Consider the following 16009-nt stretch of genomic DNA (forward strand, 5'->3'; position numbering starts at 1 on the left):
GGGTTACCAGGTGCAATTGTCGCCGGAGTCGAGGGCGCCGGGCACGTCCTCGAATGAGAAGACCTTGCCGGCCGCGCTGGTGTAGGTGAAGGCGAAGACCACGGCGCCCTGATGATGGAACTGGTAGCGCCCGCCGATGCGTTCCTGCTCCGGCAGCACTTCCAGCCAGGTGCTGCGGAACTCCGAAGGGCGGCCTTGTACCGCCATTACCTCCTCGCTGTCCTTGAACACGATCGGCAGGCTCTTGGGTTGGCCGCGGTACTGCACCTCGCCGGCGCGGCTCCAGCCGCCCTGCGCGCCGCTGAACAGGGTCATCTGCAGCTGGATCGGCGTGCGGGTGCCGGTCGACTGCAGGCAACGCACGTCGTTGGCCGTGGCGCCCAATGCGCCGGTCGACAGCAGCACCAGCAGGGCATGGCGGACGGCTTTCACTGGTCGTAGCCCTCGGCCAGGTGCAGGTCCTTGAGCTTCACGTAGTTGCCGGCGGTGTAGGTGAAGAAGCTGCGCTCCCTGTCGCTCAGCGGGCGTGCCTGCTTCACCGGGCTGCCGACATAGAGGAAGCCGCTCTGCAGCACCTTGCCCGGCGGTACCAGGCTGCCGGCGCCGATGATCACCTCGTCCTCGACCACGGCGCCATCCATGACGATGCTGCCCATGCCGACCAGGATGCGACTGCCCAGGGTGCAGCCGTGCAGGGTCACCTTGTGGCCGATGGTCACGTCGTCGCCGATCAGCAGCGGAAAGCCATCGGGATTGAACGGCCCGGCGTGAGTGATGTGCAGCACGCTGCCGTCCTGCACGCTGGTGCGCGCGCCGATGCGGATGCGGTGCATGTCGCCGCGGATCACGGTCAGTGGCCACACCGAGCTGTCCTCGCCCAGCTGCACGTCGCCGATGACCACCGCCGAGCTGTCGACGAACACCCGTGGGCCGAGCTGCGGAGTCGTATTCTGGTATTTGCGAATCGCCACGATAGAAACCTCTCTGGCTGCGGTTTGTCTGGATTGTAATTAACATGCGGGGCATTCCGGTTGTGAAAAGCCCGTCGCGCCCCCATAACCTGTCCATGACTTCGCGTATCAAAGGTGCCTTGCCGTGTCCGCCAGCAACCCTCTTCTGCAAGATTTCGACCTGCCCCCCTACTCCCAGATCAAGCCCGAGCACGTCGAGCCGGCGGTCAGCCTGATCCTCGAGGAAAGCCGCGCGGCCATCGCCGAACTGCTGCAGACCCAGCAAGGGGCGCCGAGCTGGAACGGCCTGGTGCTGGCCCTCGACGAACTGGGCGCACGCCTGGGCCGTGCCTGGAGCCCGGTCAGCCACCTCAACGCGGTGCGCAACAGCGCCGAGCTGCGCCAGGCCTACGAGGCCTGCCTGCCCAAGCTGTCCGAATACTGGACCGAGATGGGCCAGAACAAGCCGCTGTTCGAGGCCTACGAGGCGCTGGCCAGCAGCCCCGAAGCCGCCAGTTTCGACGTGGCGCAGAAGACCATTCTCGAACACGCCCTGCGCGATTTCCGCCTGTCCGGCATCGACCTGCCGCCGGCCGAGCAGAAGCGCTACGGCGAGATCCAGATGCGCCTGTCCGAGCTGACCAGCCGCTTCTCCAACCAGTTGCTCGACGCCACCCAGGCCTGGACCAAGCACGTCACCGACGAAGCCCAGCTGGACGGCCTCACCGACTCGGCCAAGGCGCAGATGCAGCAGGCCGCGGCAGCCAAGGAACTGGAAGGCTGGCTGATCAGCCTGGAGTTCCCCAGCTACCATGCGGTGATGACCTACGCCAACGACCGTGCCCTGCGCGAAGAGGTCTACACCGCCTACTGCACCCGCGCTTCCGACCAGGGCCCGAATGCCGGGCAGAACGACAACGGCCCGGTGATGAGCGAGATCCTCGACCTGCGCCAGGAACTGGCGCGCCTGCTCGGTTTCGCCAGCTACAGCGAGCTGTCGCTGGCCGGCAAGATGGCCGAGTCCACCGAGCAGGTGCTGAGCTTCCTGCGCGACCTCGCCGTGCGCAGCAAGCCGTTCGCCGTGCAGGACCTCGACGAGCTGCGCGCCTTCGCCGCCGAGCAGGGCGTCAGCGACTTGCAGAGCTGGGACGTCGGTTACTACAGCGAGAAGCTGCGCGAGCAGCGCTACAGCATTTCCCAGGAAACCCTGCGCGCCTACTTCCCCATCGACAAGGTGCTGACCGGCCTGTTCGCCATCGTCGAGAAGCTCTATGGCATCCAGATCGAGGAGCTGTCCGGCTTCGACGGCTGGCACCCGGATGTGCGCCTGTTCGAGATCAAGGAGAACGGCCAGCACGTCGGGCGTTTCTTCTTCGACCTCTACGCCCGCGCCAACAAGCGGGGCGGTGCGTGGATGGACGGCGCCCGCGACAAGCGCCGCACCGCGCAGGGCGAGCTGATCAGTCCGGTGGCCAATCTGGTTTGCAACTTCACCCCGCCAGTCGTTACTGCGGCGGCGCCTGGTAAGCCGGCACTGCTGACCCACGACGAAGTCACCACCCTGTTCCATGAATTCGGCCACGGCCTGCACCACCTGCTGACCCGCGTCGAGCACGCCGGCGCCTCGGGCATCAACGGCGTGGCCTGGGACGCGGTCGAGCTGCCGAGCCAGTTCATGGAGAACTGGTGCTGGGAGCCGGACGGCCTGGCGCTGATTTCCGCCCACTACGAGACCGGCGAGGCGCTGCCCCAGGACCTGCTGGACAAGATGCTGGCGGCGAAGAACTTCCAGTCCGGCCTGATGATGGTGCGCCAGCTGGAATTCAGCCTGTTCGACTTCGAACTGCACGCCACCCACGGCGACGGCCGCAGCGTGCTCGAGGTGCTGGAAAGCATCCGTGCGGAAACCTCGGTGATGCGTCCGCCGGTGTTCAACCGTTTCGCCAACAGCTTCGCGCATATCTTCGCCGGCGGTTATGCGGCCGGTTACTACAGCTACAAATGGGCCGAAGTGCTCTCCGCAGACGCCTTCTCCAAGTTCGAGGAAGACGGCGTGTTCAACGCCGACACCGGCCGTGCCTTCCGCGAAGCGATCCTCGCCCGTGGCGGTTCGCAGGCGCCGATGGTGCTGTTCGTCGACTTCCGCGGCCGCGAGCCGAGCATCGACGCCCTGCTGCGCCACCTCGGCCTGAGCGCGGAGGCGGCATGAGCGAGGAGCAGGTCGTCACCCCCAAACGCTTCATCGCCGGCGCCGTGTGCCCGGCGTGCAGCGGCCAGGACACCATCAAGATGTGGAACGTCGACGGCGTGCCGCACCGCGAGTGCGTGACCTGTGGCTACGCCGACACCCTCAACGCCCAGGGCCAGTCGGTGCCCAGGGAACTGAGCACACGGGTCAGCCTGGCACCGCCAAAACCGGCCGACCCCAAGGTCCAGGGCGTGCAGTTCTTCCCCAATCCGAAACTGAAGAAACCTAGCGAATAACGCCGAGGCCAGCGATGAAGCGCCTGTTGATCGCCGGACTGACGCTGCTCGCCAGTGGCCTGGCCGTTGCCGACGCAGTCAGCCGCGCGCCAGCGGCGCTGCCCGCGCGTTATGCCGCCGCCCTGCCGGTCAAGGCGGCCGACCTCGCCGCGTGGGATGAAGACCTGCGGCGCTTCCCGCCGCTGTCCCATACCCAGGACAAGATCGCCGAAGGCAATTCGGCCTGGCTGCAACGCTGGCGCGAGTCCGCCGCACGGGTGGCGCCCGGAGATGCCGAGGCCTGGGTGCGCTTCTGGCAGCGCCATCTGCAGTACAGCGAGGTCAGCCCGGCGTTCTGCGCTTATGCCCGCAGCAGCCTGCAGGGCGCCGATGGTCTGCCGCGCCAGGCCCTGTCCCTGCCCTTCGCGCAGGCCTGTGCGAAGCCTGCCGATGCGGCGTTGCTGCTGCGTGACGAGACGCCGGCGCGGGCCTTGCTGGCCTTCTACGACGTGCAGCAGGAGCAGGGCGTGAGCCTTCCCTACGACCCTCGTCTGGAACGTGCCGCTGCGACATTGATCGACCAGGGCGAAGGTTACGAGCAGCGCGCTGCGGCGTTCGTGCTGGCCGGGCTGCAGCAACCGCAGGCCACCGCGGCCCTGCTGCGCATTCACGCCGGTATCCGCGACCAGGCCCAGGCCGATCAGGTGGCCATGGCGTTTTTGCGTACGCAGGACCCGCAGGGCCGTGATCGCGCGCAACAGGCCTGCGCCCGCCGCCCGCGCGACCCGATGTGCTCGCCGGACAGGTCGGACTACAGCACCGGCGACAGCGAGCCCGTGGCCGCCGTCGATCACCAGGCGGTGAGCAAGCGCATCGCCGACCTCGCCGAACTGGGTTTCACCCGCGTCGCCACGCTGGATGCGCAGGCACAGAGCAGCGCCGACCCGCTGGCGCTGCTGATGGCGGCCGACTACCTGTACGGCTTCGACACGGAGACCGGCACCTTTCCCAATGGCCATGATTCCCTGCTGCGCCGCCTGGCTCGGCTGGCCTCGCCGGCGCTGGGCGAGGTGGTGTTCGAGGAGCGCTATCCGCCGGACGATGAGGGGCCGTACCAGTTGCTGGCCTATGTCGACGGCGCCGTCTATCAGCGTGAAGCGATCAACTACGGCGACTGGTATGACGTCGACGCGGTGCTCGACCTGCTCGGCAGGCTGATCCGCGACCAGGGCCTCGATGTCAGCCTGGCCACCCTGGAAACCGGCGACCAGACCGCCCTGCTGCTGGCCGGGCCGAGCCCGGCGGTGCAGCACCTGATCGACACGCAGCAGGTGACCCTGGCCAGGCCCACGGCCGCCATGGACAGCGGCAAGGCCTTCGAGGCCGAGGTGCTCGACCAGATGCAGCGCGGCACCCTGGAACTGGCGCCGCGTCGCTGATCAGCCGCGGAAGAATTCCCCTGGTGTCGCACCGAACTGCTGGCGGAAGGCAGCGATGAAGGCCGAGGTCGAGTCGTAGCCGCAGTCCAGCGCCACGTCGGTGACGCGCGCGCCCTGCTCCAGCGGCGTCAGCGCACCGAGCAGACGCAGGCGCTGGCGCCAGGCGCGGAAGGTCAGGCCGGTGTCGCGCAGGAACAGGCGGCTCAGGGTTTTCTCCGACAGGCCCAGGCGCTGGCTCCACTGCGTCAGCGTGGTGGCCTGCTCCGGCTGCGCCTGCAGCTGGCGACAGAGTTGGCGCAGGCGTTCGTCATGGGGCAGCGGCAGCATCAGCTCGACCGTCGGTGCCGCGGCCAGCTGGTCCAGCAGCACCTGCGCCAGGCGCCCGTCGGCGCCGCTTTCCTCGTATTCCACCGGCACGTCGCTGAAGGCGCGGATCAGCTCGCGCAGCAGGTCGCTGACCTGCAGTACCCGGCAGCCTTCGGCCGCCCAGGCGGTAACGCTGCAGTCCAGGTACAGGCTGCGCATTTCCGTGCGTGGCGAGCTGAACACCCGATGCGGCACACCCGCCGGAATCCACACCGCGCGCTGCGGCGGGGCGACGAAGCGACCAGTGTCGGTGTGAATTTCCAGCACTCCCTGAATCGCGTAAGACAGCTGCACCCAGGGGTGGCTGTGGCGATGGGTGAGTGCACGGTTGGGCAGCGATTCGGTGCGCCCATAGACCGGCCGGGGCAAGCTGGGCAGGCCGGGAATGGTGCGTCTGTAGGGTTTGCTTTGTCCGTTACGCGGCATTTACTGGCCTGTTGGCGTTAGTCGGTCGATTACAGTCACGGTAGAGTCGCCACATCGCTCTGGCAACCCCTGGAAATACTGCCCATGGCCCGCTCCCGCCTGCTCCCCGACAACTTCACCCTGACCCTGATCGGCGTGGTCGCGCTCGCCAGCCTGCTGCCCTGCAGCGGCCAGCCGGCGGTGATCGCCGGCTGGATCACCAACCTGGCCATCGCCCTGCTGTTCTTCCTGCACGGTGCCAAGCTGTCGCGCGAGGCGGTGATCGCCGGTGTTTTGCACTGGCGCCTGCACCTGCTGATCTTCGCCTGCACCTTCATCCTCTTTCCGCTGCTCGGCCTGGCGCTCAAGCCGCTACTGGCGCCGCTGGTGGGCCATGAGCTGTACCTCGGCATGCTCTACCTGTGCGCGCTGCCGGCCACGGTGCAGTCGGCCATCGCCTTCACCTCGCTGGCGCGCGGCAACATCCCGGCGGCGATCTGCAGCGCGGCGGCGTCCAGCCTGTTCGGCATCTTCCTCACGCCGCTGCTGGTGGCGCTGCTGCTCGACGTGCACGGCGATGGCGGCTCGACCCTCGACGCCATGGGCAAGATCACCCTGCAGTTGCTGGTGCCCTTCATCGCCGGGCAGATCGCGCGGCGCTGGATCGGCGCCTGGGTCGGGCGTAACAAGGACTGGCTGAAGTACGTCGACCAGAGTTCGATCCTGCTGGTGGTCTACACCGCATTCAGCGAGGCGGTGGTCGAAGGCCTGTGGCAGCAGGTGTCGCTGCCGACCCTGGTGGCGCTGGTCGGTGCCTGCTGTGTGCTGCTGGCGCTGGCGCTGCTGCTCACGCAACTGCTCGGCAAGTGGCTGGGCTTCAGCCTGGAAGACCGCATCACCATCCTCTTCTGCGGCTCGAAGAAGAGCCTGGCCACCGGCGTGCCGATGGCCCAGGTGTTGTTCGCCGGCGGCAGCATCGGCCTGCTGATCCTGCCGCTGATGCTGTTTCATCAGATCCAGCTGATGGTCTGTGCGGTACTGGCGCAACGCTATGCGCGGCGTGCGGAGCCGGTCGTCGAGGCGCAAGTGCCCGTGAGTCGCTGAGTCTGCCTTTACGCCGGTGCCCTCGCTATTATCGGCGGCATGATCGAGTCTTTTCCCACGCGCAAGGAATGTCCACCCGGTGCCTGCACCTGCGACCGCGAGCGGTTGATGCAGGAGGCAGGCGCTGACGTGCGCATCCTGCGGCTGACCGCGCAGGAGGAAAAACGCCTGCTGGAGCGGCTGGAAAGCCTCACCAGCCTGGCGGACCTGCAGCACATGCAACGCCGCCTGTACGAGCAGTTGGGTGTCACCTTGCACATCTCGCCCGGGCATAACGAGGTGCGCACCATGCGCGGCATCAGCATCGCCCTCGAGCCACGTCCCGGCCTGTGTCGCAAGACGCGCAAAGAGGTTCCGGCGGCGATCCGCCGTTGCCTGGAACGTACCCCTGAAATTGCCTTCGACCTGCTCAACGCCAACGACCTGCTGCGCGACGCCTGACCATTCGGCGCGCCTGGCTTGTGCCGATCAGCTTCTCGGAATACTGTATTTATATACAGTTATCCGGGCGTTACTCAATGAGCATTTCCCTGCCGCCGCGCGGTCGCGGCACCGCCAGCAATCCGCACAACCGCTTCGCCCAGACCCGCTCGCAGGTCGAGGATGATGGCTGGTATCAGGATGAAACACCCTTCACCCATGCCACCGAGGTACGCCGGGAAACGGCGAAGACGGTGATCAGCCGCAACCAGTCGCCGGACGTTGGCTTCGACCGCTCGGTGAACCCCTATCGCGGTTGCGAGCACGGCTGCATCTATTGCTTCGCGCGACCCAGCCACGCGTATTGGGACCTGTCGCCGGGGATCGACTTCGAAACCAAACTGATCGCCAAGACCAACCTGGCCGACCGCCTGGAAGAGGAATTGAGCAAGCCCAACTACGTGCCGCAGCCGATTGCCCTGGGCATCAACACCGATGGCTATCAGCCGATCGAGCGCGAGTACCAGCTGACGCGGCGCTCGCTGGAAATCCTCCTGCGCTTTCGCCACCCGGTGAGCATCATCACCAAGAGTTCGCTGATCCTGCGCGACCTCGACCTGCTCGAAGAGCTGGCCAGCCGCAATCTGGTCAGCGTGGCCTTCAGCCTGACCACCCTGGACAACGAGCTGAAGCGCATCATGGAGCCGCGTGCGGCATCGCCCGGCGCGCGCCTCAAGGCCATGCGCACGCTGAGCGAACATGGCGTGCCGGTCAGCGTGATGGCTGCGCCGATGATCCCGATGATCAACGACAGTGAGCTGGAGGCGATCCTCGAAGCCGCTCGCGACGCCGGCGCGCAGTCAGCCGGCTATGTGCTGCTGCGCTTGCCGCTGGAGATCGCCGAGCTGTTCGAGGAATGGCTGCAGGCGCACTTTCCCGAGCGCGCCGCCCATGTGATGAGCCTGATTCGCCAGTCCCGCGGCGGCAAGAACTACGACAGCCAGTTTGGCAAACGCATGCGTGGCGAGGGCATCTTCGCCGACCTGCTGGCCCAGCGTTTCGCCCTGGCGCGCAAGCGTCTGGGGCTGATCCGCCGCGAGGGCTTCACGCTCGATTGCAGCCAGTTCGCCCCGCCTGGCCGGCAAATGGCGCTGCTGTAATTTGTGACTCTTCAAGGCTGGCAACTGTCCGCATGGCGGGTCGATAATTCGCCCCAGCGCAACGGTTCAGCATGAGGTAGACGCAATGCCCTACAAGCACAACGCCATTCCCCTGCAGGCGCGTACAGCGCCGGAGAGCGCCGATGAGGCGCTGAACGCCATCGTCGGAGGCTTCAAACGCTTTCGCAACGAGGTCTTCCCGCAGCAGGAGGAGCTGTTCAAGGCCCTCGCCAGCGCGCAGAACCCGCGTGCCATGTTCATCACCTGTGCCGACTCGCGCATCGTCCCCGAGCTGATCACCCAGAGCGCGCCGGGCGACCTGTTCGTCACCCGCAACGTCGGCAACGTGGTGCCGGCCTACGGGCAGATGATGGGTGGCGTTTCCACCGCCATCGAGTACGCGGTGCTGGCCCTCGGTGTGCAGCACATCATCGTCTGCGGCCACTCCGACTGCGGTGCAATGAAGGCGGTGCTCGCCCCCGAGACCCTGGAGCGCATGCCGACGGTAAAGGCCTGGTTGCGTCACAGCGAGGTGGCGTTGCGGGTGGTCGAGGAGAACTGCGGCTGCGGCGGCGAAGATACCCTCGGCGTGCTCACCGAGGAGAACGTGGTGGCCCAGCTCAATCACCTGTGCACCCACCCCTCGGTGGCGGCGCGCGTGGCCAACGGGCAGCTGTTCATCCACGGCTGGGTCTACGACATCGAGACCAGTGCGATCCGCGCCTACGACGCCGAGACGGGTCACTTCCTGCCGTTGGATGGCGAGGTGGTGCCGATGGCCACGCCCAAGGCGCGCTACCAGCCACAGTGAAACGACAAGGCCCGCAATCGCGGGCCTTGTTGCATCCAGGCTGTCCTCAGGCGGGCAGGCCCAGCTCCACCCCCAGCTGACGCGACAGGCATGGCCAGTTCTGCCAGGCCGCAGCGGTCTGCGGGCTGCTCAGGCGGGCGCGGTAGTCCTGCACCGAGCTTTGCTGGAACACCTGCTCGTCGAGCAGTTCATCCACGGCGTGGTGCACCGCTTCGTCGAGCTGGTTGGCGAACGCTTCGCCGATCAGCTGGTGGGCGATCAGGTTGGCCACCGTGGTGTCGAGCGGGATCAGCGGCTGGCCGAGGTGGGTGATGTAGCGGTCGTTGACCTCCTCGACCAGGCGATGCGCCAGGTAGGCCTCGTCGAGCAACGCATCGAGGCCCTGGTGCCCTTCCATCAGGCTGGGCGGGCTGAGGAAGAACTGCTCGGCGAGCTTCAGCACGGGTTTGACCTGAGCCTCGATACCGGCATCGCGGGCTACCGCGTTGGCGGCATCGAGCACATCCGGCACCTGTTCGATGTAGGCGCTGACGAAGCGTTCGAGCACGCCGCGGGCGTCGCTTTCCGGCAGTTGGATGCTGGGGTGGAGGTGGGCGAGCTGACTCTGCAATTGGCGAGCGAGATCACCGCTGCTGGCTTCCTGAGCCAGCGCTTGTCGGATTTGTTCGCGCAGGGCGAGGGTATTCATGACGGCTCCTAGACAGGGACATGACGAGCGAGAATCACATTAGCTGCCCCACTCCGGCGGCTAAGATCGGATTGTCATAATTATGGAATATTTATTCTGACTCGCTATATCGGCTGCAGCGCTCTGCGCCGAACCCCTTGTCGCTCTAGCGCTTGCGCCGTGCCGCAAAACTGCCGCGGCATTTTTCTGGCTGCGTTGTTATGTCGCGCTCCCTGTCTATACTCGAAATCGCAAGGCGTGAACCTGATGGAACCGACGGGCTTCGGCACGGAGAGGTTTCGACAGTTGTAGCCAGCCGTATTGGCCGTCGATCCCTTTGCCGCAGGCTTCGCCGGCGGGATAACAAGAACAATTAAGGGGAACCCGCAATGATGCGACATCCACGAGTCTGGATGGGCCTCCTGCTGTGGCTGGCATTCGGCTCGGCGCAAGCCGCCTGGACGGTGAACATGGCACCCGGCGCGACCGAGGTCAGCCGCACCGTCTTCGATCTGCACATGACCATCTTCTGGATCTGCGTCGTCATCGGCGTGGTGGTCTTCGGCGCGATGTTCTGGTCGATGATCGTCCACCGCCGCTCCACCGGCCAGCAGCCCGCCCACTTCCATGAAAGCACCACGGTCGAGATCCTCTGGACCGTCGTGCCTTTCGCCATTCTGGTGGTGATGGCGGTGCCGGCGACCAAGACGCTGATCGACATCTATGACACCTCGGAATCCGAGCTGGATATCCAAGTCACCGGCTACCAGTGGAAGTGGCACTACAAGTACCTGGGCCAAGACGTCGAGTTTTTCAGCAACCTGGCGACGCCCAGCGAGCAGATTCACAACAAGGCCGAGAAGGACGAGCACTACCTGCTCGAAGTCGACCAGCCGCTGGTGGTGCCAGTCGGCGCCAAGGTGCGCTTCCTGATCACCGCCGCCGATGTGATCCACTCCTGGTGGGTGCCGGCGCTGGCGGTGAAGAAGGACGCCATCCCCGGCTTCGTCAACGAATCCTGGACGCGCATCGACGAGCCCGGCATCTACCGTGGCCAGTGCACCGAGCTGTGCGGCAAGGATCACGGCTTCATGCCGGTGGTGGTCGAGGCCAAATCCAAGGAAGACTTCGCCATCTGGCTCGCCGAGCGCAAGGCGGAGACCGCCAAGCTCAAGGAGCTGACCAGCAAGGAGTGGACCCGCGAGGAGCTGGTCGAGCGTGGCGACAAGGTCTACCACAGCTACTGCGCCTCCTGTCACCAGGCCGAGGGCCAGGGCCTGCCGCCGATGTTCCCGGCACTCAAGGGTTCGAAGATCGCCACCGGACCGAAGCAGGGCCACCTGGATATCGTCTTCCACGGCAAGCCGGGCACCGCGATGGCGGCCTTCGGCAAGCAGCTTTCGGAAGTGGATATCGCCGCCGTCGTGACCTACGAGCGCAACGCGTGGGGCAACAACGTCGGCGACATGGTCACCCCGAAAGAAGTCCTAGAGCTCAAACAGGCCGAGGAGCAATGACATGAGTGCAGTGATCGACAACGGTCATGCCGGACATGACCATCACCACGGCCCGGCCAAGGGCCTGATGCGCTGGGTGCTGACCACCAACCACAAAGACATCGGCACCATGTACCTGTGGTTCAGCTTCGCCATGTTCCTCCTCGGTGGTTCGATGGCGATGGTGATCCGTGCCGAGCTGTTCCAGCCCGGCCTGCAGATCGTGCAGCCGGAGTTCTTCAACCAGATGACCACCATGCACGGCCTGATCATGGTCTTCGGCGCGGTGATGCCGGCGTTCGTCGGCCTGGCCAACTGGATGATCCCGCTGATGGTCGGGGCGCCGGACATGGCCCTGCCACGGATGAACAACTTCAGCTTCTGGTTGCTCCCGGCGGCCTTCGGCATGCTGGTCAGCACGCTGTTCAGCGAGGGCGGCGGGCCGAACTTCGGCTGGACCTTCTACGCGCCGCTGTCGACCACCTACGCGCCGGAATCGGTGACCTTCTTCATCTTCGCCGTGCACCTGATGGGCATCAGCTCTATCATGGGCGCGATCAACGTGATCGCCACCATCCTCAACCTGCGTGCGCCCGGCATGACGCTGATGAAGATGCCGCTGTTCGTCTGGACCTGGCTGATCACCGCCTTCCTGCTGATCGCGGTGATGCCGGTACTGGCCGGTTGCGTGACCATGATGCTGATGGACATCCACTTCGGCACCAGCTTCTTCAGTGCCGCCGGTGGTGGCGACCCGGTGCTGTTCCAGCACGTGTTCTGGTTCTTCGGGCACCCCGAGGTGTACATCATGATCCTGCCCGCGTTCGGCGCGGTCAGCGCGATCATCCCGGCCTTCGCGCGCAAGCCGCTGTTCGGCTACACCTCGATGGTCTACGCCACCGCGTCGATCGCCTTCCTCTCGTTCATCGTCTGGGCGCACCACATGTTCACCGTGGGCATCCCGCTCACCGGCGAGCTGTTCTTCATGTACGCGACGATGCTCATCGCGGTGCCCACCGGGGTGAAGGTGTTCAACTGGGCGAGCACCATGTGGCAGGGCTCGATGACCTTCGAAACGCCGATGCTGTTCGCCGTGGCGTTCGTCATCCTGTTCACCATCGGCGGCTTCTCCGGGTTGATGCTGGCCATCGCCCCGGCGGATTTCCAGTACCACGACACCTACTTCGTGGTGGCGCACTTCCACTACGTACTGGTGCCTGGGGCGATCTTCGGCATCTTCGCCTCAGCGTACTACTGGCTGCCGAAATGGACCGGCCACATGTACGACGAAACCCTCGGCAAGCTGCACTTCTGGCTGAGCTTCATCGGCATGAACATGGCGTTTTTCCCGATGCACTTCGTCGGCCTGGCCGGCATGCCACGGCGGATTCCGGACTACAACCTGCAGTTCGCCGACTTCAACATGATCTCGTCGATCGGCGCGTTCACCTTCGGTGCCACCCAGCTGTTCTTCCTGTTCATCGTCATCAAGTGCATCCGTGGCGGCAAACCCGCGCCGGCCAAGCCATGGGACGGTGCCGAGGGGCTGGAGTGGACCGTGCCGTCGCCGGCGCCGTACCACACCTTCAGCACACCGCCGGAAGTGAAGTAGGAGCACGGCCATGAGCGAAGCATTGGCGACTCGCCGCCTGATCCTGCGCCTGCTGGCCGTGGTGGCGTGCATGTTCGCCTTCGGCTTCGCCCTGGTGCCGATCTACGACGTGATGTGCCAGGCCTTCGGCATCAACGGCAAGACCGCCGGGGCCTACAACGGTGCGCAGGTGGTGGACGAACAGCGCCAGGTGCGCGTGCAGTTTCTCGCCACCAACGCCGCCGACATGGTCTGGGAGTTCAAGCCGGAGGGTGACGAGCTGACCGTACACCCGGGGTCGAGCAACGAGATGCTGTTCGTGGCCTACAACCCCACCGACAAACCGATGACAGCCCAGGCGGTGCCCAGCGTGGCGCCGTCGAAGGCCGCCGCCTACTTCCACAAGACCGAGTGTTTTTGCTTCACCCAGCAGGTGCTGCAGCCGGGCGAGCGCATCGAAATGCCGGTGCGCTTCATCGTCGACAAGGACCTGCCGGCCGATGTGCGCCACCTGACCCTGGCCTACACGCTGTTCGATATCACTGCGCGCAAACCGCCCGTCGCGCAGGCGACTCTCGCCCAGACAGCCCTTACCCGGGCGGCTCCATAAGGAGAATAAGAAATGTCGAGTCATGAGAACTACTACGTTCCCGCTCAGAGCAAGTGGCCGATCATCGCCACCCTGGGCATGTTGATCACCGTCTACGGCCTGGCTACCTGGTTCAACGATCTCAAGGCTGATCGTCCCGACTCCAACGGCCCGTGGCTGTTCTTCGTCGGCGGCCTGTTCCTCGCCTACATGCTGTTCGGCTGGTTCGGCAACGTGATCAAGGAGAGCCACGAGGGCCTCTACAGCCCGCAGATGGACCGTTCGTTCCGCTGGGGCATGAGCTGGTTCATCTTCTCCGAAGTGATGTTCTTCGCTGCCTTCTTCGGCGCCCTGTTCTACATCCGCACTTGGGCTGGCCCGTGGCTCGGTGGCGAGGGCGACAAGGGCGTCTCCAACATGCTCTGGCCGAACTTCGAGTACACCTGGCCGTTGCTGCAGACGCCCGATCCGAAGCTCTTTCCCGGCCCGAAGGATGTCATCGACCCCTGGCACCTGCCGCTGATCAACACCCTTCTGCTGGTCACCTCCAGCTTCACCGTCACCTTCGCCCACCATGCCCTGAAGAAGGACAAGCGCGGCCCGCTGAAGCTGTGGCTAGGCGCGACCGTGCTGCTCGGCGTGTTCTTCCTGATCCTGCAGGCGTACGAGTACTACGAGGCTTACCAGCACCTGGGGCTGACCCTGGGCTCGGGCATCTACGGTGCAACGTTCTTCATGCTCACCGGCTTCCACGGTGCGCACGTGACCATGGGCGCGCTGATCCTCACGGTGATGCTGGTGCGGGTGATGAAAGGGCATTTCACTGCGGACAAGCACTTCGGCTTTGAGGCGGCCAGCTGGTACTGGCACTTCGTCGACGTGGTCTGGCTGGGGTTGTTCATCTTCGTCTACGTGCTGTGACGAGGTGAAACAAGGTGGGTGGCGACCTCGTTCAGGTCGCTACCAGGTGACATGACTGGCCAGCTGGCCGCTGTAGAACCCCCAGGCGATCAACGCCACGGTCACAGCGGTCAGGGCGACACGAACGCTCAGCGAATTGACCACTCGCGAGCCACGGCCCTCGTCCTTGACCAGGAAAAACAGGCCGCTGAACAGGCTGACCATCGTGGCCAGCAGCAAGAGGACGATCGCGGCTTTGAGCATGCGAGACTCCGGGGGTAGGGGAATGAGGTGCAGTGTCAGTATAGCCAGCCGCGCAGCGGGTTTCGGGAGTCACCGGTGAGTGCCTTTCGGCCCGGAATCCTGCCCAGCCTGGTGGTGGCTTTGGTGCTGCCATTGCTGATCGTGCTGGGTTTCTGGCAGCTCTCCCGCGCCGAAGAAAAGCGTGCCCTGCTGTCCAGCCATGAGGCGCGCCAGCACGCGGCGCCGATCAGCCTGGCGCAGCTCGAACAGCGCGAGGACCTGGCCAATACACGGATTCGCCTGAGCGGTCAGTTCGATGCCGGCCATAGCCTGCTGCTGGACAACCGCACCCACAATGGCCAGGTCGGCGTCGAGTTGCTGCAGCCCTTCTACGACCAGCCCAGCGGCTTGTGGATACTGGTCAATCGCGGCTGGCTGCCCTGGCCGGACCGGCGCAATTCGCCGCAATTCAGCACCCCGGAGCAGCCGCAGGAACTGATTGGCCAGGTCTACCTGCCGCCGGGCGCGAGCTTCCAGCTGCGGGCCGACCAGCCCGGTGGCGACTGGCCGCGACTGATCACCAAGGTCGAGCCGACGCCGCTCTGGCAACAGCTCGGGCGGGGCGGGCTGGCCTACGAAGTGCGCCTGGAGCCCGGCCCGGCCAGCTACCTGGCGCAATGGCCGGTGGTGGCCATGAGCCCGGAAAAGCACACCGGTTATGCCGTGCAATGGTTCGCCTTGGCGGCGGCCCTGTGCGGCCTTTATCTCTATCTCGGATGGCGCAATGCGCGGGAGCAGCAGCATGAACACAACCATGAATCCCCCCAGCACCCTCTCTGAGGCGGCACCCAAGCGGGCGCGCGGGCGCCTGCAGCTGATCCTCATCCTGGCGGTGGCGATCGCGCCGATGATCCTGGCCACGGCCATGTACCAGTGGCGCTTCTGGGTGCCGGACGGGCGCAACTACAACGGCGTGCTGATCGGCGACGGACAGAGCCTGGCCGACCTCGGCGTGAGCGGCGCAGCGCAGGAGCGCTGGCAACTGTTGGTTACCGCACCGGGCGAGTGCGCCGAGGATTGTCGTCAGCTGGTTTACACCGCGCGGCAGATTCAGATCGGTCTTAACCGCGATGCTGCGCGGGCGACTCATGGCCTGGCCGTGAGCAGCCCACTGCCGGCCGACTACGATGCCCAGCTGCAGCGTGAGTACCCGCAGCTCGGCCGCTTCGGTCTCGATCCGCAGGCCTACGCGAAGACAGTCAAGGGCACCGCGGGTGCGCAGCTGTGGATCGTCGACCCGCACGGCAACCTGGTGCTGCGCTATGACGCGACGAGCAAGGGCAAGGCGATCCTCAACGACCTGCGCCTGTTGCTGAAGCTCTCGCAGATCGGCTGACCGTTTCAC

Annotated in this window: 18 protein-coding genes; 13 read left to right on the plus strand and 5 right to left on the minus strand. The window is 65.4% G+C overall.

Going from position 1 to position 16009, the window contains the following annotated elements:
• Nucleotides 1–3: 3 nt before the first annotated feature.
• Both IB229_RS10320 and IB229_RS10325 read right to left on the minus strand, forming a co-directional pair.
• A complete protein-coding gene (locus tag IB229_RS10320; protein ID WP_192327909.1) occupies nt 4–432 on the minus strand; it encodes a hypothetical protein in 429 nt (142 codons plus the stop codon).
• Nucleotides 429–971: a gamma carbonic anhydrase family protein gene (locus IB229_RS10325; RefSeq protein ID WP_192327912.1), complete on the minus strand. Its 543-nt coding sequence runs from the start codon at nt 969–971 to the stop codon at nt 429–431. Before IB229_RS10325 ends, IB229_RS10320 begins: the two co-directional genes overlap by 4 nt.
• A 124-nt stretch (nt 972–1095) precedes the next feature.
• Between IB229_RS10325 and prlC the strand changes: the two genes are divergently transcribed.
• From prlC to IB229_RS10340, 3 genes are read left to right on the plus strand one after another with little or no spacing between them, the layout of a single operon-like run.
• On the plus strand, nt 1096–3159 hold the full coding sequence (prlC, locus tag IB229_RS10330; protein ID WP_192327915.1) for an oligopeptidase A: 2064 nt from the start codon (nt 1096–1098) through the stop codon (nt 3157–3159).
• Nucleotides 3156–3434 (plus strand): YheV family putative zinc ribbon protein, encoded by a 279-nt coding sequence (locus IB229_RS10335; RefSeq protein ID WP_192327918.1) that lies wholly within the window; start codon nt 3156–3158, stop codon nt 3432–3434. Before prlC ends, IB229_RS10335 begins: the two co-directional genes overlap by 4 nt.
• 14 nt (nt 3435–3448) lie before the next feature.
• The gene (locus tag IB229_RS10340) at nt 3449–4852 is read left to right on the plus strand and encodes a hypothetical protein (protein WP_192327921.1); all 1404 of its coding nucleotides are present in this window, start codon (nt 3449–3451) and stop codon (nt 4850–4852) included.
• Here the strand turns inward: IB229_RS10340 and IB229_RS10345 are convergent, their stop codons facing one another.
• Nucleotides 4853–5644, minus strand: a complete 792-nt coding sequence (locus IB229_RS10345; RefSeq protein ID WP_192327958.1) for an AraC family transcriptional regulator — start codon at nt 5642–5644, stop codon at nt 4853–4855.
• An 84-nt stretch (nt 5645–5728) separates the two neighbouring features.
• On the opposite strand from IB229_RS10345, the gene IB229_RS10350 reads away from it, so the two are divergent.
• The 4 genes from IB229_RS10350 (at nt 5729) to IB229_RS10365 (ending at nt 9118) form a co-directional block, all read left to right on the plus strand.
• On the plus strand, nt 5729–6727 hold the full coding sequence (locus IB229_RS10350; protein WP_192327962.1) for a bile acid:sodium symporter family protein: 999 nt from the start codon (nt 5729–5731) through the stop codon (nt 6725–6727).
• 39 nt (nt 6728–6766) lie between these two features.
• Nucleotides 6767–7168, plus strand: coding sequence for a hypothetical protein (locus IB229_RS10355; protein WP_192327965.1), 402 nt, complete (start codon nt 6767–6769; stop codon nt 7166–7168).
• Between the two features lie 77 nt (nt 7169–7245).
• Nucleotides 7246–8307 carry a PA0069 family radical SAM protein gene (locus tag IB229_RS10360; protein WP_192327968.1) on the plus strand — a complete coding sequence of 354 codons (1062 nt, stop codon included), beginning with the start codon at nt 7246–7248 and terminating at the stop codon, nt 8305–8307.
• 85 nt (nt 8308–8392) lie between these two features.
• Complete coding sequence (locus IB229_RS10365) at nt 8393–9118, plus strand: carbonic anhydrase (RefSeq protein WP_192327971.1); 726 nt, start codon at nt 8393–8395, stop codon at nt 9116–9118.
• 46 nt (nt 9119–9164) lie between these two features.
• Here the strand turns inward: IB229_RS10365 and IB229_RS10370 are convergent, their stop codons facing one another.
• Nucleotides 9165–9806, minus strand: coding sequence for a hypothetical protein (locus IB229_RS10370; protein WP_192327974.1), 642 nt, complete (start codon nt 9804–9806; stop codon nt 9165–9167).
• 368 nt (nt 9807–10174) lie between these two features.
• Between IB229_RS10370 and coxB the strand changes: the two genes are divergently transcribed.
• From coxB to IB229_RS10390, 4 genes are read left to right on the plus strand one after another with little or no spacing between them, the layout of a single operon-like run.
• Entirely contained in the window at nt 10175–11302 is a 1128-nt protein-coding gene (gene coxB, locus IB229_RS10375; RefSeq protein WP_192327977.1) for a cytochrome c oxidase subunit II, read from the plus strand.
• A gap of 1 nt (nt 11303) precedes the next feature.
• Nucleotides 11304–12893: a cytochrome c oxidase subunit I gene (gene ctaD / locus IB229_RS10380; protein WP_192327980.1), complete on the plus strand. Its 1590-nt coding sequence runs from the start codon at nt 11304–11306 to the stop codon at nt 12891–12893.
• A 10-nt stretch (nt 12894–12903) separates the two neighbouring features.
• The gene (locus tag IB229_RS10385) at nt 12904–13482 is read left to right on the plus strand and encodes a cytochrome c oxidase assembly protein (RefSeq protein WP_192327983.1); all 579 of its coding nucleotides are present in this window, start codon (nt 12904–12906) and stop codon (nt 13480–13482) included.
• Between the two features lie 12 nt (nt 13483–13494).
• On the plus strand, nt 13495–14382 hold the full coding sequence (locus IB229_RS10390) for a cytochrome c oxidase subunit 3 (protein ID WP_192327986.1): 888 nt from the start codon (nt 13495–13497) through the stop codon (nt 14380–14382).
• 39 nt (nt 14383–14421) lie between these two features.
• On the opposite strand, the gene IB229_RS10395 is transcribed toward IB229_RS10390, so the two are convergent.
• The gene (locus tag IB229_RS10395; RefSeq protein WP_192327989.1) at nt 14422–14625 is read right to left on the minus strand and encodes a twin transmembrane helix small protein; all 204 of its coding nucleotides are present in this window, start codon (nt 14623–14625) and stop codon (nt 14422–14424) included.
• 75 nt (nt 14626–14700) lie between these two features.
• On the opposite strand from IB229_RS10395, the gene IB229_RS10400 reads away from it, so the two are divergent.
• Entirely contained in the window at nt 14701–15444 is a 744-nt protein-coding gene (locus tag IB229_RS10400) for an SURF1 family protein (RefSeq protein ID WP_192327992.1), read from the plus strand.
• Nucleotides 15419–16000 carry a hypothetical protein gene (locus IB229_RS10405; RefSeq protein ID WP_225578947.1) on the plus strand — a complete coding sequence of 194 codons (582 nt, stop codon included), beginning with the start codon at nt 15419–15421 and terminating at the stop codon, nt 15998–16000. The genes IB229_RS10400 and IB229_RS10405 overlap by 26 nt, the downstream gene beginning before the upstream one ends.
• The last annotated feature ends 9 nt before the right edge of the window (nt 16001–16009 follow it).

It is taken from the genome of Pseudomonas sp. PDM14, assembly GCF_014851905.1.
Taxonomy (GTDB): Bacteria; Pseudomonadota; Gammaproteobacteria; order Pseudomonadales; family Pseudomonadaceae; genus Aquipseudomonas.